We start from the raw sequence: 22,446 nt of genomic DNA, 5'->3' as shown, positions 1-22,446 counted from the left end.
TGTTGCTGTACAGATGTGACGCTTTTGGGCTCTACCTAACTTTCGGAAGAACGATATTCAAACGAGTCGAATATTCGTTAAAATCATTAGAAATTAAAACCTCCTAAAGGTTTCCCGCAACTTATCTTCGCAATCCTTCTACTTGCTTAGTTTTCTCGCGGTAGTCTTCGACGAGTTTAAAATATGCCAATTGGTGTGTTTATTACTTGTTCATCCCTAAGACTAATTTCCACACGATAGACCGTTTTCGGTTGCCAATGTTTAAGCATCAATCAGGCGTGATGATGGTACTAGCCATAATCATGCTTGTTGTACTACCTTCGAAAGGATATTCGCAAACTGCTTTAAACAGCGGTGCGGGGGAAGGTGTGTTCGAAGGTGTGTTACAACCAATCCGAGAGATCGACGTCGCTTCCGCCGATTTTGCAATTCTTCGCGAACTGCGAGTCAAACCGGGTATGCGATTGAAAATGGGTGATGTAATAGCTGTTTTAGAGGGGCAGGACTTTGAAAATCAGCTCGAAATTGCAAAGGCTGAATTCAATTCCAGGGGGAAATTAGAACAAATCGAAGTCGAACTAAAGCTGCAGCTTCAAAAGATTGAAACACTTTCTGAGTTATTTGAAACTGGGAAAGCAAACCTCCAAGAGCTCCAACGCGCACAAAGCGATCTGGAGATCACGCAAGCAAGGCTGCGTAGCGAGCAGGAAAGCATTGAGATTCAGGGGCTACAAGTAGCCCGACTCCAGCACATGCTGGAACAAACCTTTGTTAGGTCACCGATCGATGGAATCGTCGTCGAGATACAAAAGGAAGTTGGCGAGTTCGTCGCGTCGCATTCGCCTAGCATTGTGCGCATGCATGATATCTCAAAGCTCAAAGCTACATTTCCGATGTCCGAAGTTGAAGTGGTACGTTTGAACAAACGCTCAACGATGAAAGTCAAGCTTTCCGATGGACGAGTGACGGACGGCGAAATCGAGTTCATTCCCCCAGTTGCTGATCCCGAAAGCGGTTGGTTTATGGTCACCGTTGTTATCGACAACGCCGATGAATCGATTCGTTGCTCACGATGCAGTCGTGCAGGGTCTGACTAGCTATGTCGGGATCACTATTAGCAAACGATTTGAATGCTCGACTCGATGGTTTGTCGCAAACTATTGATTGCCTCTCGGAATCCATCGAGCACAGCAGTTTAGCGGAAAGCGAGAATTCCTCGAGCAAACCTGATTCGTTGACGGCGATTTCTGGGGCCATGCGCCAAACTCAGTTGCAGACCGATTACGTTCAGCGCATTTGGCAAGCGCGTTTTATACAAGATCAAGTTGTCGAGATATCAGCTCGCTATCGTTCGGAAGTGCATCTGTTTCAGATTCGATTCGGAGGTCCGAAAGTAGTTGCAGCCACAGGCCTCAATGGAGGACCGCCCTCGCTGAGTACCAAAGAACTAGTGCGACTTGTTGTTGACGCAAGCGCGAGCAGTCTTCCGCTAAGCTCGGTTTTCGTTCCCGGTAAGTCAGCTGCGAGCGCTTTGGCGAACGACGTGTCGAGCGAGCGCGCTGGTGCAACTGTTTATGCGTTCGTTACAACGCCTCCACATCAGGCTCGCAGCCTAGTCATGATTTTGCTGGCGTCCCAAACCGATTCCGTTGAAAGAGCCGCGGCAGTCCTTCAAGAATTTCCAACCGAATTCCGCTCGGTGGCTGAACAATTTTCAATCTGGAGATTCTGTCAAACTGGAATTAAAACACGAAGCCGTTCCAAATGGTTGGCCACAATCAGTACTCGATATTGGATCTGGGCGTGCGCCATATTGCTCGGGGTCATACTCTTATATCCTGTACCATATCGGCCTACTCGCGATTGCAAATTTGAGCCTGCGTTTCGACATTACGTGTCAGCTCCCGTGGACGGGATTTTAAAAACTACGTTGGTGCGCACGGGGGAACGCGTTGAGCAAGGGCAATTACTAGCTTTCTTGGATGACAAACAACTCCGCCGCGATTTGGCAGTGGCTGAAGCTGACTATCAAGCTGCTTCAAAACGACGTGACATCGCATTAGCAAGCAGGATTGGCGGAGAGCTTCGTATCGCGCAGTTGGAGCAACAGCAAGCGGAGCTGAAGATCGCTTCAATCGAAGAACGGCTTGGCCAGCTTGAGATTCGAAGCCCGATTGCGGGACTTGTCATCCAAGGAGATTGGCTGGGAAGCGAAGGGAAACCGGTTGAATCCGGTGAGAGTCTTTTCGAAATCAGCGATCTAAAGACTTTAATTGCAGAGGTTGAGCTAGAGCCTCGCGATATCGGTCGGGTCGGAGTTGGTACGCAGGTTATCATTCAGTCTGATATGAACGGATCTGAAGCAATACGTGGAACGATTCAACGCATTGAACCTCGAGCAACAGTGGTCGATTCAAAGTGCATATTTTACGCCGATGTAGGCCTACCAACTTTCGATGAAAAGTTGCGGCCAGGTCTGAAAGCAAAAGCCAAATTAGTCGCAGGCAACCGGTCGATCGCACGGCAACTGTTCCAGCAGCCATACGAATGGCTGACGAACCTTTGGGTCTGGTAGCTCCAGAGGGACTGAGCAAACGATGGCTGACTCGACACTCAAACTGCGCAGAGGAATAAAATTCGTACCGACGGGTAAAGCGAGTCGGTTGCGGTACGTCGTGGAAGATCGGTCAACCGACCGGTTCTTACGCATTGGACGTCGCGAGTATCTCTTTGCATCTGCGCTAGACGGGCAACGCGATGTTAGCGAAGCGGCCAAGACCGCCATGCTATCAGCACCTGAACTGCACTGGTCGCAACCGTTTTTCGAGAATTGCCTGCAGTGGCTGATGCAAAATCGTATTGCAGAAAAAGTTGCAGTAGCCGAACCTGCAATCAGCGAATCGAACAGCTCACGTGGGAGTGAAGCAGCTGGTGTCGCGCCGCCCTCGACCAAACCCAAGAAATTTGATCCGTTTTCGATTCGCATACCGCTCTTGAGTGGCGACGTAATTCAGCGGCTACTGTCGAGTGTAGCCATGTGTATGGGGCTCTGGACGGTAGTCTTGACGATAGTTCTACTGGCGATTGCGATCGGCGTTGCGGCAGCAAATTGGCAATTTGTGACGAGTCTATCAGCCAAGCTATTTGTTCCAGAGAGCAAGTATTGGTGGTTGTTTGCATGGGTTGTGCTTAAATCAGTTCACGAAGTTGGGCATGCTGCGGTCGCAATTCGCATTGGTGGGGCAGTTCGGCAAGCTGGCATAACGTTCTTTTGTTTTGCGCCGATCCCGTATGTTGACGTCACGGATGTCTGGCGAACTGACAGGCGTGTTGATCGTATCCTTTGTTCGATCGCCGGCATGTGGGCAGAGATTGTAGTTGGCGCAGCTGCGATTATCGTTTGTTGCTTTACGACCTATCCGTCGATCCAATACGCCTGCATCTCGTTAGCGACGCTCGGTACCATCACAACGTTAGCCTTTAACGCGAATCCTCTGATGCGATACGATGGCTATTACGTCGCCAGCGATCTGTTGGAGAGACCAAACTTGTGGGCAGACGCCCAGAACGCGTTAACATCCCGATTCAAATCCTTCCTTTCGCGCGACAGCATTCTGATCCAGGGTCATTTAGGGTTAGCATTGTACGGCTTTGCGACCACGGTCTACCGCTTTCTTCTGCTGGGTGGAATTGCCTGGGGGGCGGTCTCCGTATGGCAGGGTATCGGCTGGCTTGTAGTCGGATTAGCTGCGTATCTGTGGTTCGTAGCCCCTTGGATTTACGCCATCAAGAGCCCTGCAAATCCTGCAAGACCGCCGTTTCGACTATGTTGGAAAAAGGTTGCATTCATCGCTACTGGGCTATCAATTTTAGCGCTCGCAGCAACAGTACTTCCCTCACCGTTTGTTCGTTACGTTCCAGGTGTCGTAACATACATCGATCCTATCGAAGTCAGACCCGAGTCGAGCGGAGTCTTAGTGGAGATCTTCGTAAAGGACGGAGATTGTGTGGAATCCGGGCAAGCGCTAGCGACGCTGCTGAACCCAAAGTTGAAAGACGAGTTAGCGCTTGCACGATTGGAATTCGCAAGCGCAAACGAGCGTTCTGCGACGCTGGCTGCTCAGCGAAAGTTGGGAGAGATGCAAGCAGAAATTGCTCGTCGTGATTCGCTCGCAAAACAATTGCATGTACTCGAGAAGCAGGAAGCTGGATTAGTGGTTCGAGCTGGTGCGACAGGCATATTTCTGTCCAAAACGGCCGGTCGGAGGATTGGCTTCCAGCTAACAGAACAAGATATCCTGGGCACTATTAACAGTTCCTCGGACCTTGAGGTAGAACTCTCAATACGACAAGAGGATATCTCTCCCTTCAATCGCCTTCTAAATAAAAATTCGGGGGCTGCCGAAAACTTTGATGGAATTGAAATCCGAACGATTCGCGGCGAAGTAGTGCATGGAACCTTACAAAAGGTGTCGCCCAGAGCTTCAGATGAAGTAAAAGATCCGATGTTTGCCGCTATTTATGGCGGTCCCGTTCCCGTGCGTTTGGAGTCTGACCAATCCGACGAACGACTGCTAGCTGACGAATCGCGATTTTCAGCCAGAGTGTCCTTGGGTGAAAATGCGGCGAAGTATGTCCGGGTTGGTCAGCGTTGTATGTGCCGCGTAAAAGATAGGAACGAAACTCTATTTAGCCAGATCTGGTTGTTGGGCCGCACTTGGCTTCGTTCCTTTGCGGCGCAGCATCAATAGATCGTTGCAACATTGTACAGAGGCTCCGGCCAGTTTTGTGACTCCACCTTGGCGTGGTTCCGACAGCTGATACCCAGCGTTTTGTCTCTCAAACAAAATTTGGGAAAAGCCGCTAGTCTTCGCGAAAGAATAGAGTTACACGCAAGAAGTGCCACACGAGCAGCGACACGGCAGCGAAGAGCGATAGCGAAGCGGCTATGTGTTGGTCCGTTCGATACTGATGCAGAATATTGGAAGTGTCGTACAAGATAAACAATGCCGCAACGACGATCAGTCCGACAGAAATCCAGAGTCCTGGACCGAAGCCAGACTGTGAGAAAGCGCCGAGCACGACGAACGCTGCGAGAGCCAATCCCCCCAACATCAGGTAGTACCCTAACCAAGTATAGTCATGGTTAGTTGCATAGCCGAATAAGGTCATGCCACCGAAAATTATAAGTGTGGCAATGGCGACTGTGCGTGGCATGTCGGGGTCTATTACGAGGGCCTTTGCAATCAGTGGCCATAGCAGCAAGGCGGAGACAAGGACGTAAGTCGCCAGTGTCCCGTATTGAATGACGCGCGATGGGTTCTTGGCCGCAATGTACCGAGCAATGCAGCTCGATAGTACGAACATTGCGAGGACGGCGATCCATAGGGCGCCGCCTAGCGGTTCGACTTGCTCGAGTACTCGCTCGGGCGTAACCATCTGAGTTAAACCGGCCAGTAAACCGATAAAAGTGAGGATGGCGACCGACAGGTGGAGGTATGTCTGTCGAAGGAAGGTAGTGCGTTCGCTGTGCGTAGCAAACGCTGCAAAATCCCGCTGCCCTTGTTGGGCGTAAGGATTGGTGGCGTCCATATACTGTTGTCCGAGAGGAATAAACAAATCCATTTCATACCGCCGGTTCATCATGAATCTCACATTTGTGGTGGCGATAGGGGTGGGGAATCTTACTCGAATATTGTAAACTGCCAAGTGGGTATTTGTACAAGCTTGAAATCAATAGTTTTCCCAAAATTAACGTTTGCGGGAGAAAAAACGCCTTTCTAGCTTCGCTATCGTCTAAATCGCATTCCCAACTGCTGGAAATTTTACGATTTGCTATAGTATTCAGCACTCGGTAAATCCGTCAGCATTTTCGAATCCCACCTCACCTTTGCAGGACCAGACACGAAACATGAGCAGCTCCACTGCCCCATCCTTTGAAATTGCGTCTCAAGCGGCAATCGATGACGCGAAAAGTAAGCTTGACGAGCATACTGTTGAAACGGTTCAGTGGCATTTCTCGGAGGAAACGGGCTCCCCATTTTGGCTTGGAAAGAAAAGCGAACTGAAATTTGACCCGTTGAAAGAGGTCAAGTGTTTTGACGATTTGAAAAAGTTCCCGCTATTCGAAGACGATTGGTTACGGGGTGGTCCGATCAATCGCTGGATACCCAAAGGAATGGCGGGGAAGCCAACTTACGTTTTCGAAACAGGTGGAACAACGGGAATACCCAAGAGCCGCATGGTAATTGATGACTTCCGCATTGATTATGAAAACTTTAGTGCCACATTGCCTGACGAGTATTTTCCGAAGGGCTCTAATTGGTTGATGCTGGGACCGTCTGGACCGCGTCGCCTGCGTCTTGCGGTTGAACACCTTTGCCAGTTCCGGGGCGGCATATGTTTTTGCATCGACCTCGATCCTCGGTGGGTTGTCAAGCTGATCAAAAAAGGCTGGATGGAGCACTTGGAGGAGTACAAGAAGCATTGTATTGACCAAGCCATTACGGTCTTGACGGCTAATCACGATATTAAGTGCATGTTTACCACGCCAAAGTTGCTAGAGTCTTTGGCGTATGGACTCGCTGAGAAGGGGACAAGTATTCAGGAAGTCGGCATAACTGGGATTTTCTCTGGCGGTACCGAGTTTACTCCGCAGTGGACTCGTTTTGCGGTTGAAGAGTTGTTGGGCGGTCCGACTGACGAGAGTGGTGTCTACATGACTCCGACCTACGGTAACACTTTGATGGGTCTGGCGTGCTCGCGACCGCTCAAAGGGCCTGACTACACGATCGCTTACTATGCTCCTGAGCCACGTGCTGTGGTTGAAGTCGTCGATTTTGAAGATGCCAATCAAATTGTTGGTTACGGCGAAACAGGGCGTGCCAAGCTCTATACGATGACGAAAGAATTCTTTGTCCCTGGTTTCCTCGAACGTGACGAAGGGGAACGAGAAAAGCCATACGTTAAGTATCCGTGGGATGGGATCAGCGGTGTGCGCCCTTATCATGCGATCTCTGGTGGAACCACGGTCGGCGTATATTAGGACCGCTTCGCGGTAGAATGGGTGGTTCTGTCATGGCCGCGCCGGGCAGAACTCAGAGAAAAGATCGACTTTTTAGTGCTGTTCGATTGCATTGAGCGTGGCGGACTGCGAAAATCGGGGCAGTTGAACTGGCCGTCAGTCGCTTTGCATCGGGCGAGCTACCAAGGTTGGTGCAGGCTAACAATGCGTCCAAACTGAAAACGAGGCAGGCCGTGGATAGTTTAGAAAAGCCGATCCGAGTTGCTCAACGAAGGCTGTTCGTTCAAAAGTTTTTGGATGTACTGGGCCGCGCGTTGTTATGGTGTTTGGGCATCGCGGCCATTGCGGTCGTCGCGGCTAAATTCGTTGACTTGCCGTACGAATTTTCGCCTTGGGTAATCTTTTGGAGTGCGCTAGCGTGCGGCTTGGCCTTGGTCGTCTCGGCTGTCATCACTATCCTTCGTCGTCCGAATCGTGTTGCCTCTGCGACAGCGGTCGACAAACGGATGAACTTGAGAGAACGACTCAGCACGCTTGAGCAGTTGACTCCAGAACTACGTCAATCGCCGATGGGGCAAGCGTTGGTCGACGATACACGTCGCAAGACTCAACGGTTAGATGTTCGAGACTCGTTTCCAATTAAGTTGAATACGCACTGGGCTTACACGCTGGTGCCAACATTGGTAATAGCCCTCTCCTTTCTGTTCGCTGATCCAGCCGACATAGCTGCGAAAACGGCGTTAGAACAAAATATTACTGTCGAGCAGGTTAAGAACAGTACCGAGACGCTACTTAAGCAAGTTAGAAAGCAACGTGAAGCGGCTGAAAAGGATAAGTTAGAGGACGCTGACTTCTTCAAGAATCTAGAGAGCAAGCTTGAAGATTTAAGATCCAATCCGCCCAAGCAAGAAAAGCAGATGCTTGCAGAACTGAAAAAGATGCAGGACCGACTGGAGCAGAAGCGGCAAGAAATGGGGACGGGTGAATCGCTCAAAAAGCAGTTGGCGGGGCTAAAGAAATTAGACGATGGGCCTGCCGAAAAACTAGCTGAATCGATGAAGGATGGCGACATGGAAGAAGCTGGCGAACAGGTTCAGCAAATGATGGAGAAGTTAGAAAAGGGCGAGCTTACAAAGGCAGATCAAGAGAAGCTGGCCGAACAGCTTGAGCAGATGAGCAAAGCGTTGGAAGAAGCCGCCAAGGAGCACGAGCAGCAAAAGAAACAATTGGAAGAACAAATCAAGAAGGCCGAAGAATCGGGCGACTCGGAAAAAGCGGCTGAATTATCTGAGAAGCTGAACAAAATGCAACAAGCTGACGCTGATGTAAAGGCAATGGCTGAGATGGCGGAATCACTGGCCAGTGCAGCCGAAAGCCTCAAGAAAGGTGACCAAGCAAGCACTAACAAAAGCTTGGGCGAAATGAAGGATAAGCTCGGCAAGATGGCACAAAATCGCAAGCAGTCCGAGAAGCTTCAGGAGTTGCAAGAGGGGCTGAACAACTCCAAGAGAGCGTCCAGCTGCACCCAGTGCAGCGGCGAAGGATGCGCCGAATGCATGAGCAAGAGTAACCAAAGTGGCTTTAAAGATTTCGCTAAAGGCTTCGGTCGTGGCGGTGGCAAGCGAGATGAGTCAGCCGACGATACATCAGACTACGACTCACAAGTTCGTGGGAATCTGCAAAAGGGCGAAACTGCTTTCGGAGGGACTGTTGGCGGTGAAAACAAGAAGACTCCGACTCAGATGGATGTTCGCGATGCAATCCTGTCGGCAGAAATTGAAGAGCCCGATCCGATCGAGCAGGCAATTTTACCCAAGCGAGAACGAGATGTCTCGCGCGAGTATATGGATTCAATCCGGAAAAACGAGTAAAGATAGCTTCGGAAAAAACGATCATGGACGACGAAACAGAGATTTCGCTGGAAGATCTGGGTAAAACCTATCAGCAATTGTATGCGCAGGAGAATGCTCCGCAGCCCGATGCTTTGACAGGGGCCATCGTTAACGATGAAGATAACGATGTAGAGCCGCAATGGTCGGAAGACGACGAAAATGCAGCGGAAGGCCCGATCGCTACTACCCCCGACGCTATCATCGAGGCAGTTCTTTTTGTCGGCCACCCGAGAGGTAAGGGAATAAATGCTGCATCGCTAGCGAGCATGATGCGCGGTGTGGCTGAATCGGAAATTCCGGTCATTGTGCAACGGTTGAACGAACGGTACGAACTGAACCGAAACGCTTTTCGCGTTGAACTACGTGACGATGGCTATCATCTGATTCTTGAGCCGTCGATGTCTCACATAAAGGCTGCGTTCGCCGGTAAGGTGCAGACCTTTAAACTGAATCAGCAGACGATCGATTGCCTTTCGCTAATTGCATATCGTCCGGGAACAACACTCAGCGAGATTGAGACGCAGTGGAACCGGCCCGCCGGCGCGATTGTTCGAATGTTGCTACGACGAAACTTGGTCGAACTGAAGCGAGACGGTCAGGGCAAAGCTGCAATTGATCGCTATTACCCCGCAGATCGTTTTTTTGAAGTCGTCGGAATAGATTCGCTCGATGATTTGCCGCGAGTTGACTAGCCGTTTGTTACGCAGCACGCCGTTGCATACATTCGAGTTGTAAAAGATGCGGGACGCTCTGCTTGCGAAGCTTCGATATACAGGCTTGAAAAACCTCGTCTACAGAAATCGCCTTCATCGCGGCATTGGTTGTGCCACGACGATATCTAGCTGAACCCCCGTCGTATCGCTTTTGGATCGTGACATGTTGCGGTCCATATGGGCCCGACCGCTGCGCTAAAGACGTGCCAAACATCGCGATGCACGTTGTGCCAACCGCGGCTGCCAAATGCATGGGGCCGGTGTCAGAACCGATGAATAGCTGGCAACGGCATAGCCATTGTGATAGGCTCACTAGGTCGGTACTCGGTGCCAGCACCGTTGACCGCGGCGCTAGGGATACAATTGTCTTCGCGAGATCTTCTTCTTTGTCATTGCCCCATAGAACCATTGATTTGACCCCAGTCGCTTGAAAGATGCGGTCGGCCAGCACAGCAAAGCGATCGACCGGCCAGCGTTTGCTCTCCCACCCTGCCCCGGGATTGAGTGCGATGAATCCTTTGTGTTTCAGCCCAAGCTGCCGCATCTCCGATTCAACCCGCGCCGGGTCCAGTAATCGGTCATCCCACCCAAAATCAGTTAGATTCAGTCCCGTGGCAGGATCGATCTGTGGTTCAATATGGCACATCTCTAGTAATTCCAGATGACGTTCCAGAATGTGCTCCGAGAGTGGATGTCTCCGCTCGTTGTAGAAGATGCTCGCTCCTTCGCGAGCTTGGCAACTATCAAAACCAAAACGGCGAGGTGCGCCGGAGAGCCAGGTAACCAAACCACTCTTGAACAGTCCTTGAGGGTCGATTGCCAAATCAAACTTTTCTGCCTTTAATCTTCTGCGCAGAGAAAGCAAAATTTTGGGCTTAAGTAGGAAGCCCTTTTGAAGGCGAATCACGTTATCGACGCAGGGATGATGTTCCAACAGTGAAGACGCGCCGCAATCGACTAGCCAAGTGATCGTGGATCTAGGCCAAGCTTTCTTCAACTCTGTGACCATCGGCATGGTGAGAATGCAGTCACCGATGGCGCTCATGCGCACGATCAAGATCTTTGGTTCGGGGCCAAGATCGATTCGTGACTGTTTTCGTTCATCGATAAATGTTGGTAGCACCAGATGCCTCGCAATGGCGTGAACTCGCTTAGCTATCGTTCAAGTGAGCGGTTTAAACGATGCCAGTCCTAGCGGTTGTATCGGCAACCCCGAAACCAGTGGAACAGGAATTTGGCGAATCTGGCGGTTTGCCAACATTTTTTCCTGCTCGAAAATTTTAGCCGGACGCATCACGCAGCATGTTCGGCTTCGGAACCGCTATAATACCGCACGTCAAAAGTCTCAAACTCATCTCCTGAAATCGCTGTCGTTTGTCATGGGTGTACGTTTTCGCTGCCATCATTGTGAACACCAATTACATGTAAAGAGTAATTTAAGTGGCCGACGTGGGATTTGCCCCGAATGTGGCGGTCGCTTTCGAATACCGCTAGCAAACCAGCCACATTCTTTTGATGTGGAAGTAAAGCTGGCTAAAGAGCCCGCTCTTTTGCCACCGTTGGATACCTTTGGAGCGCAGGTTAAAAATATAGCCGAGGTGTCGGAGGATTTTGACGATAGTTCGCGGAAGTATTTGGTGCGACCGCCAAACGGCGGAATTTATGGACCTGCGGACTTACACACAATTGAAAGTTGGATCGCTGAAAACCGCATTACGGCTGACACGGAGCTTGCGCCGGTTGGTTCGAATGACTGGACAAAGGCGTTAGATGTTCTGCCGAAAGCTTTCAAGTGACGTAGATTCGTAGCGGTTTACAGTTTTTCGCTGCAAATTGCTGGCTATCATTAAAACGCTAACCAAGTAAGATTGTGTCTTTGCAGGACAAATTGGATTAGTTTAGACAGTCGTCTCCAATCCGCGGTTTTAACGTTCAAAACAAGTAAACCTGCCATCATTTAGCACACTAGTTCAGGTCTTTGGTAGGAATCGACAGCGATTCTTTTCGCCGCGAACTGGTGCTTTTTAGTAAGTTTGTAGAGCTTCATGTCTGTTCCAAGTGTAGCAATTATTGGTCGTCCCAACGTCGGCAAAAGCAGTATATTCAACTGGCTTTCGGGACGGCGTTTGGCAATCGTCGATGATGTCGCAGGTGTCACTCGCGACCGTGTGATTACGTTGATCGAGCATGAAGGGGTGCATTTCGAGCTGATTGATACGGGCGGAATTGGCATTGAAGACGTCGACAACTTGACGGCTCAAATTGAAGCTCAGATTCAGGCAGGAATTGACGAAGCGGATGTGTTGCTCTTTGTTGTCGATACCCGTACTGGTCTGTTGCCGCTGGATCAAGAAGTCGCGGACCGGTTGCGCCGCATTGACAAGCCGATTTTGCTTGTTGCCAATAAAACGGATGATCCGGCGATGGATCCTAATGCCGAAGAGTTTCAGCGACTGGGACGCGGCTGGCTGATTCGTGTGAGCACAATGCAACATCGCAACAAGGGAGAGTTGTTGGATGCGATCATCGAGCGCTTGCCGGATACGGAGCAGACCGAAGCAGACACTGCTCCGCCAACGATGAAGGTAACGATTGTTGGGCGTCGTAACGTTGGCAAGAGTACCTTTGTGAATTCGCTGGTACGAGCGGAACGTATGATTGTTAGTGAGGTTGCCGGTACGACTCGCGATAGTGTCGATGTGCTCTTTGAGTTAGACGGTCAGAAGTTCTTGGCAATTGATACGCCGGGGCTTCGGAAAAACAAGAGCGTGCGCACGGACATCGACTGGTATGGAATGCATCGCGCTCAGCGAAGCATTCGCCGCGCTGATGTGGTGCTAATGTTCTTTGATTGTTCGCAGCGTATCAGTAAAGTCGACAAGCAACTCGCGCATTACATAACAGAGCAATTTAAACCATGTATCTTGGTTGTTAACAAATGGGACAAGATGGTCGAGCATATGCCGACCGAACGTTGGGTCCGATATCTTCGCGAACACTTCCCAACAATGTCATATTGCCCGATCGCCTTTATTACAGGGCAGACCGGAAAGAACATGAAGACATTGCTGAATCATGCCCAAATGCTTTACAAGCAAGCGAACGATCGAATTACGACGGGGCAGCTGAATCGATTAATCAAAACGGCGCTTGAGAGTCATCCACCGCCGATGCATCAGATGAAGCGACCGAAGATCTTCTATGGTACTCAGATTGGAACTGCCCCGCCCACGATTGTTCTCATGTGCAATAATCCGCAGGGGTTTCCGGGGCCGTACCAGCGATATCTGCTAGGGTATCTTCGCGATCATTTGCCGTTCGGGGAAATTCCGATCAAGCTGTACCTGCAAGCGAAAACGCGTGACGATGAACGTGACGAAATCGGGCACTCGTAGAGCTTGCAATGCTGTTAGATTAGTTCCGAGCAAAGCAGTCGTATTCTTCGATCGAACGTGGCCTTAGGAATTGCACCGCAATAACTTCCGCATTCGAGTTAAGATTTCGGGATTTGGTTACAGGACAATTCCTTAGTTGGATGCACTCTACGTCAGGCATCTAGCTATATGGAGAATGGTTCAGGTATCAGCGGCCAGCAAGCACCCGGATTATGATGTGATCTTTTCGAATCAAGATCCATTCTTACAATGGCAGCACTATTATTGAAACCATGGACTTCTGTTAGTTGAAAGCTCTTTTATATGCTTGATTTGTTCGACAAAATTCAAGAATCCGCCGCCTTCATCCAGTCGCAGTGGGATCGAAAGGTCGATGCGGGAATCGTTCTTGGTACTGGCTTGGGGCCATTGGTCGAGCAGATCGAAATCGAAGCGTCGATCGAGTACGGAGAGATACCGCACTTTGTGAAATCTACAGCGACTTCGCACCGGGGACGATTAGTCTGCGGAAAGCTCTGCGGTCTGAACGTGATGGCGATGGAAGGCCGCTTCCATATGTATGAAGGGTATCCACTTAAAGCGATCACCTTACCTGTCCGCGTCATGAAAGCTATGGGCGCACAGTTACTGGTTGTGTCTAACGCGTGTGGTGGCATGAATCCCTATTACAAAGCGGGGGACATTATGCTGATCGATGATCAAATCAATCTGATGGGCGACAACCCGCTTATCGGAATCAACGATGATCGGTTGGGACCACGATTCCCCGATATGTCCGCGCCCTACGATTTGCAATTGATTGATGCGGCACTTGAAGTTGCCCGTAAGCACAACATCGTCGCGCACAGGGGAGTCTTTGTCGCCGTGGCGGGACCCAATTTGGAAACTCGAGCCGAGTATCGTTTCTTAAGGATGATTGGTGCTGACGTTGTTGGTATGTCCACAGTACCTGAAACCATCGTCGCCGTGCATTGTGGTTTGCGAACGGTTGGGTTTTCGGTGATCACAGACATGTGTTTAGCCGATGCGTTAGAGCCAGCGAATGTTGCAGAGATCATTGCAACGGCAAACGACGCCGCGCCCCGGCTTACGACCTTGGTGAAAGGTGTTCTCGAGTATGAGAAGAATTCTCGAGCTTAAGGCTGTGGCTACCTAGAACTGTATGGTTACTTGCTCGTCGAAACAGTTCCGACTAGACGGTCATCCGGAAAGTAGCCCAGCATGTAAGTATTTGATCCATCCCGAATCTCAACTTGATGATCGTTGGGCTGGCCTATGGCGATATTTGATCGCAGTGGAATCAACGATACTCGATGCGAGCCAGTAGGGAGTTCGATGCGGACGATTTGAATGCACCGGGGCAACAATCCCCAGCTTCGCGTATCGGGCGCTTCGGTTGCTTCCCATGCAACGCCGGCGGCATCCATAGCGAACGAGACCAGCGGATCGGTATTCATCGTTTCTTTAGCAACCACGACAGACGCTTTTTTGACGACACGCCTTGCCACAGCACGTGCAAGAATTTCGGAGTGGTGCAGCCGGTAAGCCTGGATTGCCATGCTTTCGATATCGGCAATCGTCTCAGTCCGGGCGATCGGCATGTTATTTACTCGAACAAGCAGATTTTCGATCGGTGAGTCCGTTGTCTGGATGGCAGGGACCTGGATCGGAGCGATCGTTGGAGGCAACGAATAGGGGCCGGCTGCGGAAATGATTCTGTCTGCAATCAGCAGCGCGTCGCTGGTGGGTTCCTCTGAAACGGCGATTTTCTGCGGCCCACGACCTACCAAGCCGATTACATAGAGTACGCCCATACCTGGCCGAGAGTGGACGCCTCTCTGGGCGCGTTCCAAGTCCCAAGCAAAAGCTTGTACTCCTGGATAGATTTCGCACACGCGTGCATAATTGGCAGCGGCTTCATCATAGTCATGAAAGGTTGCTTCGCGGAGTAAACCGCGCAGGTAAAACCCGACCGGTACGACTGGATAAGATGCGATCTTTTCGGCGCCCAAGCGTTCCTGCGCAGCAAGATATACTTGCTGCTGCTTCTGGTCCAACTGCAAAGAGTAGCTTTCGGCATCGATCCCGTCGTACATCAAATTGCTGATGGAAAGCATTGCACGTATCAGAATACGCTCATAGTCTTCTCCGGCGTAAGCACGCGTTCGGTCATCCGTTAGATAGGACGAAGCGTTCTCGGTGAGCGATTTTTGCTCGAGGTGGTCGAGTCTGTCGCGGACTTTGCGTAAACGGACTTCGGCAGATTCGGGTTGACCGTTAGAAAGATCTACGATGGCCATGTCTAGCTCAAGGCAATCGCGATCACCGCGGTGGGATGCGGCCAGTTTCTCGAGTTGCAGCTTGCAAGAGTCCAAGTCGTTCGCGTAGAACGCTTGGCGCGGTGCTTGCATCCTTTTGGAATAAGTCGCACAACCGACGCTTGCGCATGTGCTAACGACAACTATCGCGAGATAGCTGAATCGCGACAGTCGCGAAAGTGACATGCTGCGCATTGGCCTTACTCCTGGCCTAGGATTTCAGCGGGTTGTAGTTCCAGAATTTTCCAACGGCTGATTTATGGTAACCCTTACGCACTTCGGCTGACTGTTTGTCGTACTGGCCGGTATGGACATTCGTTAGTTCGAGTGTCAGAACATAGTCACGCTGGGTGTTGGAGTTCTTCTGCGTCGTACCGCTGGTCAGGGTGGCGAACAACAAGTAGTCAATTGGTGCGCCTTGACGTTCCAGCGTCGCTGTGAAGAGTCGCATATTGTCGGGCACCAGCAGCGAATCTGGACGCAATCTTGTCTCGATCAAAGCTGAATCTACCAAACGGCGACTGATGGCTTGGAAGCAATTTGATTGGACGATCTGGGTATCGATTTGTTGGTATAGTTGGTCCTTGAAGTCACCGAGTTCTTCGGCACTCTTGTTTTCGATTCCGACAAAACAAATCGTCTTTTGTAGCGGTTGACCATCGTAGCCGACGAGCTGATTTGGTGACGCTGGATCTTGCTGGCGTCCCAACAGCTTGCTCACAGCCTCGTCTACTAACGGATCGAAGACTTCGGCGCCCGCGTCGTGACTGCCAACCATGTTTGCGTCTTCTTTTTTGAGCACGTGGCCATATTGATAGCCGCGGCAGCCAGCGAGTAAACCGCTAGCACAAGTAACGCTTAGGAAATATCGCCGCTTCATGATTGCTTCCGTGCAAAACATGGTTATTCAATGGTCAAGAAAGCCAGTTCGGCTTCTCTAATGCATTTCGGCATGATAGCTACGTTGTCCGCAGCAATTCGACCGAGACGCTCGATTCATGTTGTCAAATTACCTATTTTGATGCAAGACAGATTCAGACGGGAATGCTGTCAATTGTAACGTCACGGGATTTCTCTCTGGAAATTTAGGCGGAAGACAAGAAATCTCTTCGGACGGAGATTGCTTCCGGGTAACCCTCAATTCATGTTTTAAGCTTGCAAAGAAATTTCGCAGCTATCTTGCCCCACGCCGTGCGCGAAGCGAAGATAGATCGTTCGCATCTCTTTTCTTCTCCCGGTCTGCCTTATCAAGGAGTTCTTGTCATGAGAAAAACACTGCTTGCAATTCTTGCGACGGTTTCAGTTGGAACACTCTTAGCCAATCATTCTCTGGCTCAATTTCCAACCCCTCAAACCGGCCCAGCGGCATCACAGCCAGAAATTCAGATCAACAGTCTAGAGCAACCGTTGGTATGGGATAGGCCAAAAGGCGACAAGCCTGGCTGGTTATTGAGTGGGGAAGCAAGCAATCAAGAGAAGGTTGAATTACAACGAATAGTGGCGGAGAAACTCAACCGTAAAATATCAGTTGAATTTAACAATGTTCCGCTTCGAAGTGCGATGGAGACTTTATCCGAAGAGCTGGAGTTGGGAATCGTTTACGACGAAGTTGCGATGGAAGGCGGCATCTCATCGCCTGATGATCCAGTGATTTTGGAGGTCAAGAATGTGCGTGTGATCGAAGTGCTTAAGCTCATGTGTGAGCCGCTGCAGCTTGCCGTGAAAGTAGAACCTGAGTACTTGTTTGTTACCACGCTTGATGAGGGAAATGCAACTGAAGTTCGCTATTACGATTTAGGGTATGTTATACCAAGCAGTGAGCTGACTTCGGATCTATTGGAAGTAATGCACAGTAGTTTGCCTGGGGATTGGGGGCATGATGAAGACAGGCTGAGCGTATTTGGTTCACTCTTGATAGCAAAATGTTCGGTTGAAACACACGATGAGTTGGAACGTTTCTTAGCGAGGATTGGGCAAATACCTAGAGAGGAACTCCTCAAGCAAGCGGCTCTCAAGCGAAACGAATCGCAGCTGAATGCTCCCAGGATGAGCCAGTCTACCGGCGGAATGTTTTAAGGGGCTGCCGAGGTTCAGCTTCCGACTGCTATTCGATGATTCGCTTTCCAATCGTCTTGATCAGTCCAGTCACTTGTTTCGTAAGCAGCCGATAACGCTCCTTGCTTAACTGCTGGTAAAATGCTCGCAGAATGGCGGCTGATTGACCGCTGGGAAGATGATTGACCAATTGAGGAACCAATTCTTCTGCGACTGACGTGTCGCCGCTATGGACGTCTCCTGTATAGACGCAGGCAAGCCCAGCAAGTCGATCGCCGAAAACCTCTTTCACGTAGGCCGCTGACTGAGCGATCGAGTGCTCTTTCGGCGACTCAGGGTTTTTCCAATTGTAGGGCGGTGACCATTCGCGAATCGGACGTAACAAATCGATGTGAGTGAGCACGGCGATAATTGTTGGCGCGTTCAAATGCTCGCGCTCACGATAGTGTTGTCGGATTTCACGAATCATAGCCAGATCGGTTTCGCGAGCCGAAGAGTTCGCAGCCAGGACTAACAGCACGATATCAGCCTTCTCAGAAGCTAATTTTACCTCATTGCGTTGTTGTTTCGACACACCTGCTTCGCTGTAGCCGGGGGTATCAAGCAACGTGATGGCGGTGGTCGAACCCGGAAGTTCAAAACGGTACTTTTGAACTTCCCGCGTTTCAGGAAGTATATTCGTTATGGCAACTTTGTCGCGCATGAGTGCGTTAACGAGACTCGATTTTCCTGCCTTAACTTGCCCCATAATAGCGATCGTTGTATCAACGGTTTCCAACTGCGTAAACGCTGCTGTATCGCCACGCGATTGATGCAAGGCGTTGGCTAGTTTCCCGAAACGTTCCCGGTAAACTTCGGATCCACCCTTTAGCCGACCGCTGTACATCTCAATCAGATAGTAGCCGATTTGTCGCAGATACCGCTGATAGAACGCTCGAACCAATTCATTCTGCAATTCGACGGTGACCTGACCTGACTTACGCCAGAGCGGGTAGGCAAGAATCTTTGTAGGATTCGCGATCGTTGTCGCGAGAAAGGTTATCGTTTGGCCAACATCAAGTGCTTTGGCCAAGGAAGGCACTTTTTGAATGTGTCCAAGAGTAGCGATATTGCTACCAGGAAGGTTTTCGATAGTCCATTCTTCGAGGTCTTCCACAGCAAGATGGATTACCGTGAAGATCTCGACGATCGTAATCGGATCGAAAGCAGAACCTTTAGCGTCAGCATGGTAGTGCGCGGCAAGTCGACTTGCTATCTCCTGCGCGTCACGGATATAACGCTGTGGTTCGGCGATACCAAAGCGATCAATATCAGCGACCTGAGATCGGAAAGCCTCAACAACTTTGATAGCATCTGCATCTTTCGCCGTCCAGAATTTTGGCGCTTGCATCGGTTGCAGATGATGAGTTTCGGACAGCGTCGGAGCCTTCCAAAATCTGGCTACGAGCCAAGTTGTCAACCATACAATCGGTAGCGATATAACGATGAAGGGCAACCACCCCGTTTCGTAAACTGCAAACAACCCAATCGCCACATAGATCGCAACCGGCAACACCCACAAACCAAACAAGACAACGGTGCGGAGACGAATCAATTTGAGGAAGCTCATTTGGGATTGGTACCCCAAAGCTGACGACCGCGTTTCAATTCCTCACCGAAAATCTCTCTAAGCTGCTCCGGCGTCGGGACGTTTCCGTGACGTAGACTTGAAAAATACCAATCCCAAGACATGCCTAACGCATAAGTGAACGCGAACGATGAGGCTGCTCCCGCTGCCATCCCGACTATGGGAATAAACTTCAGAGCTTCTCGGATTGCCAATCGAAATGCAATCCGCGAACCAGCTGCGCTGCTCAGTACAGCCCAATTCGCTGGTGTAATTTCTTGTTCGTAAATTTCAGCAATTTGATATGCAAGGTGAGCTTGGATGCCTAGCACGGCAGGAATATCGACCCACGGTACCGGGACTGCGCCGGCGGTTGCTGCCAAAGAACTGGATGCCAAAATTTGCCAACGAGATCGCTTCTGACGATAAGATTCATTCGTCTTCTTGGTCGAATCCAACGCGATCAACGATTGTCGATAGGCATGCGGGAGATACTCCAAGATCGCATTCTTCAATCGCTGGCCGCCGAAGTTCGGATCGGCAAAACCATCCTCGGGTTTAGTCAAATCGATAGCGATCAGCATGTCGTACAATCCAACGAACTGCATGATTTTCTCGTCAATTAGCGTCTGCAGTACATCGGGGACTTTAGTGCCAGGTGCCACATCTTTGTCGGTTGCGTCTGGTGCTGGAGGTTCGAATGGGTCTGGGCCAGCGGAAATATCTAGCTGGCCTGTTGCCTGATGAAGGCAAGTCACGACTAACAGAATCGGCCGAAGCGGAGCGGCCTTGCGAATCCGTCGCAAGGGCGCCAAAAAATCCTCGAGCGCATGGTCGGTTACCCGCACCGTGACAATCATGAGCTGTGTAGTCGCCGCAAACTTCTCAATATCCTCTTGGGGATCATAACTCGCTTCCCCTAGACCGCGTGTATCTAAGAATCGAAGTAGAGGTTCTTCCGAATTTGGGAAATCAAACTGGCGCGATGTTCGAGTTTGTGGCCGGAAGCCTTCCCCGATGGTTGCTGCTTCTGCCCCTGTCAGGTAATGAACAACCGAGCTTTTGCCACTGCCAGTCTTGCCATACAGCCACAAGGTCGGAATCGGAGCTTTCTCACGCAGTTTGTCAATTTCCTGCTGATACTCTTCCGCCGATGGTGGTTTGCTAAGGCTCCAGCGATTCCAAAAGAATGCCATTCAATGTTGTACTGTCTAAAAGGAGCTGAAATGGTGCTTCGCGAACGTCGGACCGTACGTCATGATGAATGATTATAGCGTACGCGGCCGATTGGAAACCCCGGAAATACCCTTCCATACCGCTGCGAAGTTCTCTTACCCGGATCGCCGCCATGAATATCGACCTGACTACGCCAGCCCTACTTTTCTCGACAATTTCGTTGTTATTGTTAGCGTATACGAACCGATTTCTGGCACTTGCGAACATCATCCGCAAGTTGCATTCCGATCACCTTAGCGATCCAAACGATGTGTACATCAAGCAAATTCAGAACCTACGAACCCGTGTTCGACTGATTCGCGATATGCAGACCTTCGGCGTGTTAAGTCTTTTGTTGTGCACAATCTGTATGGCTCTGCTGTTTATTGGATGGCAGGAAGTCGGCAAGTGTATCTTTGGTGTCAGCCTGCTTGCGATGGTAATCTCCCTTGCCTTGTCGATGGTTGAAATCCGGATGTCGGTCGGTGCGCTTGATCTTCACCTGAACGACATCCGCGATAGTGACTGAAGCAGTCCTACTGAGCTTTGTTGCAAGCTTACGAATGTGACTGTGCAAAGAAACATGTGGCGAGGATCGTACGCAGCATTAAGAATGGGACTGCGCCGCCTACTTTTCGTATCGCTCACGGACGTATTCGACCAGTTCGCCGATAGTTTCTACCTGTACAACGTCGTCGCCAACGCGAATCTTAAAATGACGTTCTAGCTCGAATGTGAGTTCTGCCAGGGTCACGCTGTCGATTCCAACGATTGCCAACGAGTCCGATAGTGTAACGTCTTCGTCCGTGTGAAATCGAACGCGTTCGAGTATGTATTGTTCGATTGAATCCATTTGCGAGCTTTTGCGACACGCTGCGAGTAATTTCGGCTTGGCTCGGCTGTTTACCATAAACAACCAGTGCTGTCTATTCAGACCCTCCACGATTAAAAATTAAATTTCCCGACCAAAACCGCGCAGGGTGCAAACAGCGCACGACGCATCTCGAACTTGAAAACTCAAGAATGGTCGCGCAGGCCAAACCGGCCAACACGCCTGATGGCAAACCAGATGCCAAAGCTTTCTCCTACAGGTCGTACATTCGTTATTATTCGCAGGACCACCCGAAGTGGAAGAGCTTGCGAAAAGTGTACAAAGAAACAACTCGTCTCATCTGGCTGGTGTCAACTCGCAACCTACTGTTTTTGAACAGGATAAACCTGGATTGAACACTCTTAATGATAATGGCGATCCCGAATTGGGATTAGTGACGAGGGGCAATAATGAAACGTCGGAAAAGTCTGCTGGTTAGTGATGAAGTGCAGCATTCACTTTTGCTGCGAGTCACTCTGCATTGGGTGCTGTTTTTGTTAGCCAATTTCGTCGCGATTGGAATCTGGGTATGCTGCATAGAAGCTCCCCTTTCGCCCCGTGACGAGCAAATCGGTGCGTTCCTGCGACTTGCAATTCCGTTGCTAATATGCTCGCTAGCGATCGTGCCAGTCTTTCTATATGACATAACGAAGTTGTCCAACCAATTTGCAGGGCCGATCCGTAGAATTCGTCAAGGGCTCACTGATTATTTGGATAACGGTAAGGTCGAACCGATCAATTTACGCCGGAGCGACTTCTGGCAGGTTCTTGCCGACGATTTCAATCGCGTGATTGCACGCAGCACCGGTCGAACGTCAGACGCAACCGAAGGTACCAACGTCAAGTCGTCTTATCCCGAAGCTTAATAAGTTTTGCTCAGCCGAAAGCTCAAGTGCAGTATATTGCCATGATTACAAGACGGTCTACCAAAGTCCTCCAGAAGAACCGCAAGGGAGCTGCTCTAGTCGAATTCGCAGTCTGCCTGCCAGTGATCGTGCTGATCGTTCTAGGAAGTATCGAAGCGACCTCTGCAGTATTCGTTCGCCAGAGCTTGGCGGTGTCAGCCTACGAGGGCATTCGCCAAGCGGTGCGGCGCGACGGCGACGCAGCCTCTGCTACAGCAAAAGCGCAAGCGGTGCTCGAAGGGCGAAGTGTTCGTTCTGCGACGATCGAATTCATACCAGCGAACTTTGACGAAGCACAACGCGGGGAGGAAGTGGCGATCCGTGTTTCGGCACGAGTTCGCGACAACAGCCCACTATTTGGCAAAGTTCTCGAAGATCGTTTAATTACAGTAACCACAACAATGGTCCGAGAATAGTTCGCTCTCGATAAAATTGGAAATGTGCGAAAAGAC

20 protein-coding genes are annotated in these 22,446 nt (G+C 50.4%); 13 read left to right on the top strand and 7 right to left on the bottom strand.

The window, feature by feature from the left end; all coding sequences use genetic code 11:
• The first annotated feature begins 257 nt into the window (after positions 1–257).
• The 3 genes from SH451x_RS15205 to SH451x_RS15195 are packed head-to-tail and all read left to right on the top strand — an operon-like array spanning position 258 to position 4,751.
• Positions 258–1,097 carry an efflux RND transporter periplasmic adaptor subunit gene (locus tag SH451x_RS15205; RefSeq protein ID WP_479357838.1) on the top strand — a complete coding sequence of 280 codons (840 nt, stop codon included), beginning with the start codon at positions 258–260 and terminating at the stop codon, positions 1,095–1,097.
• Between the two features lie 2 nt (positions 1,098–1,099).
• A complete protein-coding gene (locus SH451x_RS15200) occupies positions 1,100–2,575 on the top strand; it encodes an efflux RND transporter periplasmic adaptor subunit (protein ID WP_479357837.1) in 1,476 nt (491 codons plus the stop codon).
• Between the two features lie 22 nt (positions 2,576–2,597).
• Positions 2,598–4,751 carry a site-2 protease family protein gene (locus SH451x_RS15195; protein WP_479357836.1) on the top strand — a complete coding sequence of 718 codons (2,154 nt, stop codon included), beginning with the start codon at positions 2,598–2,600 and terminating at the stop codon, positions 4,749–4,751.
• Between the two features lie 112 nt (positions 4,752–4,863).
• Here SH451x_RS15195 and SH451x_RS15190 read toward each other — a convergent pair whose 3' ends face one another.
• Positions 4,864–5,625, bottom strand: coding sequence for a Bax inhibitor-1/YccA family protein (locus SH451x_RS15190; protein WP_479357835.1), 762 nt, complete (start codon positions 5,623–5,625; stop codon positions 4,864–4,866).
• Between the two features lie 286 nt (positions 5,626–5,911).
• On the opposite strand from SH451x_RS15190, the gene SH451x_RS15185 reads away from it, so the two are divergent.
• The 3 genes from SH451x_RS15185 (at position 5,912) to SH451x_RS15175 (ending at position 9,608) form a co-directional block, all read left to right on the top strand.
• Positions 5,912–7,045: an acyl-CoA synthetase family protein gene (locus SH451x_RS15185; protein WP_479357834.1), complete on the top strand. Its 1,134-nt coding sequence runs from the start codon at positions 5,912–5,914 to the stop codon at positions 7,043–7,045.
• Positions 7,046–7,257: 212 nt separating this feature from the next.
• Positions 7,258–8,895: a hypothetical protein gene (locus SH451x_RS15180; RefSeq protein ID WP_479357833.1), complete on the top strand. Its 1,638-nt coding sequence runs from the start codon at positions 7,258–7,260 to the stop codon at positions 8,893–8,895.
• 23 nt (positions 8,896–8,918) lie between these two features.
• Positions 8,919–9,608: an SMC-Scp complex subunit ScpB gene (locus SH451x_RS15175; RefSeq protein WP_479357832.1), complete on the top strand. Its 690-nt coding sequence runs from the start codon at positions 8,919–8,921 to the stop codon at positions 9,606–9,608.
• Positions 9,609–9,615: 7 nt separating this feature from the next.
• Here the strand turns inward: SH451x_RS15175 and SH451x_RS15170 are convergent, their stop codons facing one another.
• Positions 9,616–10,752: a glycosyltransferase family 9 protein gene (locus SH451x_RS15170; protein WP_479357831.1), complete on the bottom strand. Its 1,137-nt coding sequence runs from the start codon at positions 10,750–10,752 to the stop codon at positions 9,616–9,618.
• 256 nt (positions 10,753–11,008) lie between these two features.
• Between SH451x_RS15170 and SH451x_RS15165 the strand changes: the two genes are divergently transcribed.
• The 3 genes from SH451x_RS15165 to SH451x_RS15155 all read left to right on the top strand — a co-directional run bounded on the left by SH451x_RS15165 (position 11,009) and on the right by SH451x_RS15155 (position 14,164).
• Positions 11,009–11,425 carry a hypothetical protein gene (locus tag SH451x_RS15165; protein ID WP_479357830.1) on the top strand — a complete coding sequence of 139 codons (417 nt, stop codon included), beginning with the start codon at positions 11,009–11,011 and terminating at the stop codon, positions 11,423–11,425.
• 249 nt (positions 11,426–11,674) lie between these two features.
• Positions 11,675–13,024, top strand: coding sequence for a ribosome biogenesis GTPase Der (gene der / locus SH451x_RS15160; RefSeq protein ID WP_479357829.1), 1,350 nt, complete (start codon positions 11,675–11,677; stop codon positions 13,022–13,024).
• A gap of 303 nt (positions 13,025–13,327) precedes the next feature.
• Complete coding sequence (locus tag SH451x_RS15155) at positions 13,328–14,164, top strand: purine-nucleoside phosphorylase (protein ID WP_479357828.1); 837 nt, start codon at positions 13,328–13,330, stop codon at positions 14,162–14,164.
• Between the two features lie 26 nt (positions 14,165–14,190).
• On the opposite strand, the gene SH451x_RS15150 is transcribed toward SH451x_RS15155, so the two are convergent.
• Entirely contained in the window at positions 14,191–15,537 is a 1,347-nt protein-coding gene (locus tag SH451x_RS15150; protein ID WP_479357827.1) for a COG3014 family protein, read from the bottom strand.
• A 16-nt stretch (positions 15,538–15,553) separates the two neighbouring features.
• On the bottom strand, positions 15,554–16,222 hold the full coding sequence (locus tag SH451x_RS15145) for an LpoB-related protein (protein ID WP_479357826.1): 669 nt from the start codon (positions 16,220–16,222) through the stop codon (positions 15,554–15,556).
• A gap of 383 nt (positions 16,223–16,605) precedes the next feature.
• Here SH451x_RS15145 and SH451x_RS15140 point away from each other — a divergent pair, with 383 nt between their 5' ends.
• A complete protein-coding gene (locus tag SH451x_RS15140; RefSeq protein WP_479357825.1) occupies positions 16,606–17,418 on the top strand; it encodes a hypothetical protein in 813 nt (270 codons plus the stop codon).
• A 28-nt stretch (positions 17,419–17,446) separates the two neighbouring features.
• Here SH451x_RS15140 and SH451x_RS15135 read toward each other — a convergent pair whose 3' ends face one another.
• Both SH451x_RS15135 and SH451x_RS15130 read right to left on the bottom strand, forming a co-directional pair.
• A complete protein-coding gene (locus SH451x_RS15135; protein WP_479357824.1) occupies positions 17,447–19,006 on the bottom strand; it encodes a GTPase in 1,560 nt (519 codons plus the stop codon).
• Positions 19,003–20,199, bottom strand: coding sequence for a YcjF family protein (locus tag SH451x_RS15130; RefSeq protein WP_479357823.1), 1,197 nt, complete (start codon positions 20,197–20,199; stop codon positions 19,003–19,005). The genes SH451x_RS15135 and SH451x_RS15130 overlap by 4 nt, the downstream gene beginning before the upstream one ends.
• A gap of 152 nt (positions 20,200–20,351) precedes the next feature.
• Here SH451x_RS15130 and SH451x_RS15125 point away from each other — a divergent pair, with 152 nt between their 5' ends.
• Positions 20,352–20,747: a DUF2721 domain-containing protein gene (locus SH451x_RS15125; protein ID WP_479357822.1), complete on the top strand. Its 396-nt coding sequence runs from the start codon at positions 20,352–20,354 to the stop codon at positions 20,745–20,747.
• Between the two features lie 99 nt (positions 20,748–20,846).
• Here SH451x_RS15125 and SH451x_RS15120 read toward each other — a convergent pair whose 3' ends face one another.
• The gene (locus SH451x_RS15120; RefSeq protein ID WP_479357821.1) at positions 20,847–21,071 is read right to left on the bottom strand and encodes an acyl carrier protein; all 225 of its coding nucleotides are present in this window, start codon (positions 21,069–21,071) and stop codon (positions 20,847–20,849) included.
• Positions 21,072–21,499: 428 nt separating this feature from the next.
• On the opposite strand from SH451x_RS15120, the gene SH451x_RS15115 reads away from it, so the two are divergent.
• Positions 21,500–21,955 carry a hypothetical protein gene (locus SH451x_RS15115; RefSeq protein ID WP_479357820.1) on the top strand — a complete coding sequence of 152 codons (456 nt, stop codon included), beginning with the start codon at positions 21,500–21,502 and terminating at the stop codon, positions 21,953–21,955.
• Positions 21,956–21,996: 41 nt separating this feature from the next.
• Positions 21,997–22,410, top strand: coding sequence for a TadE/TadG family type IV pilus assembly protein (locus tag SH451x_RS15110; RefSeq protein ID WP_479357819.1), 414 nt, complete (start codon positions 21,997–21,999; stop codon positions 22,408–22,410).
• The last annotated feature ends 36 nt before the right edge of the window (positions 22,411–22,446 follow it).

The organism is Njordella aestuarii (assembly GCF_056494165.1).
This window is presented reverse-complemented; position numbering and strand designations above follow the sequence as displayed.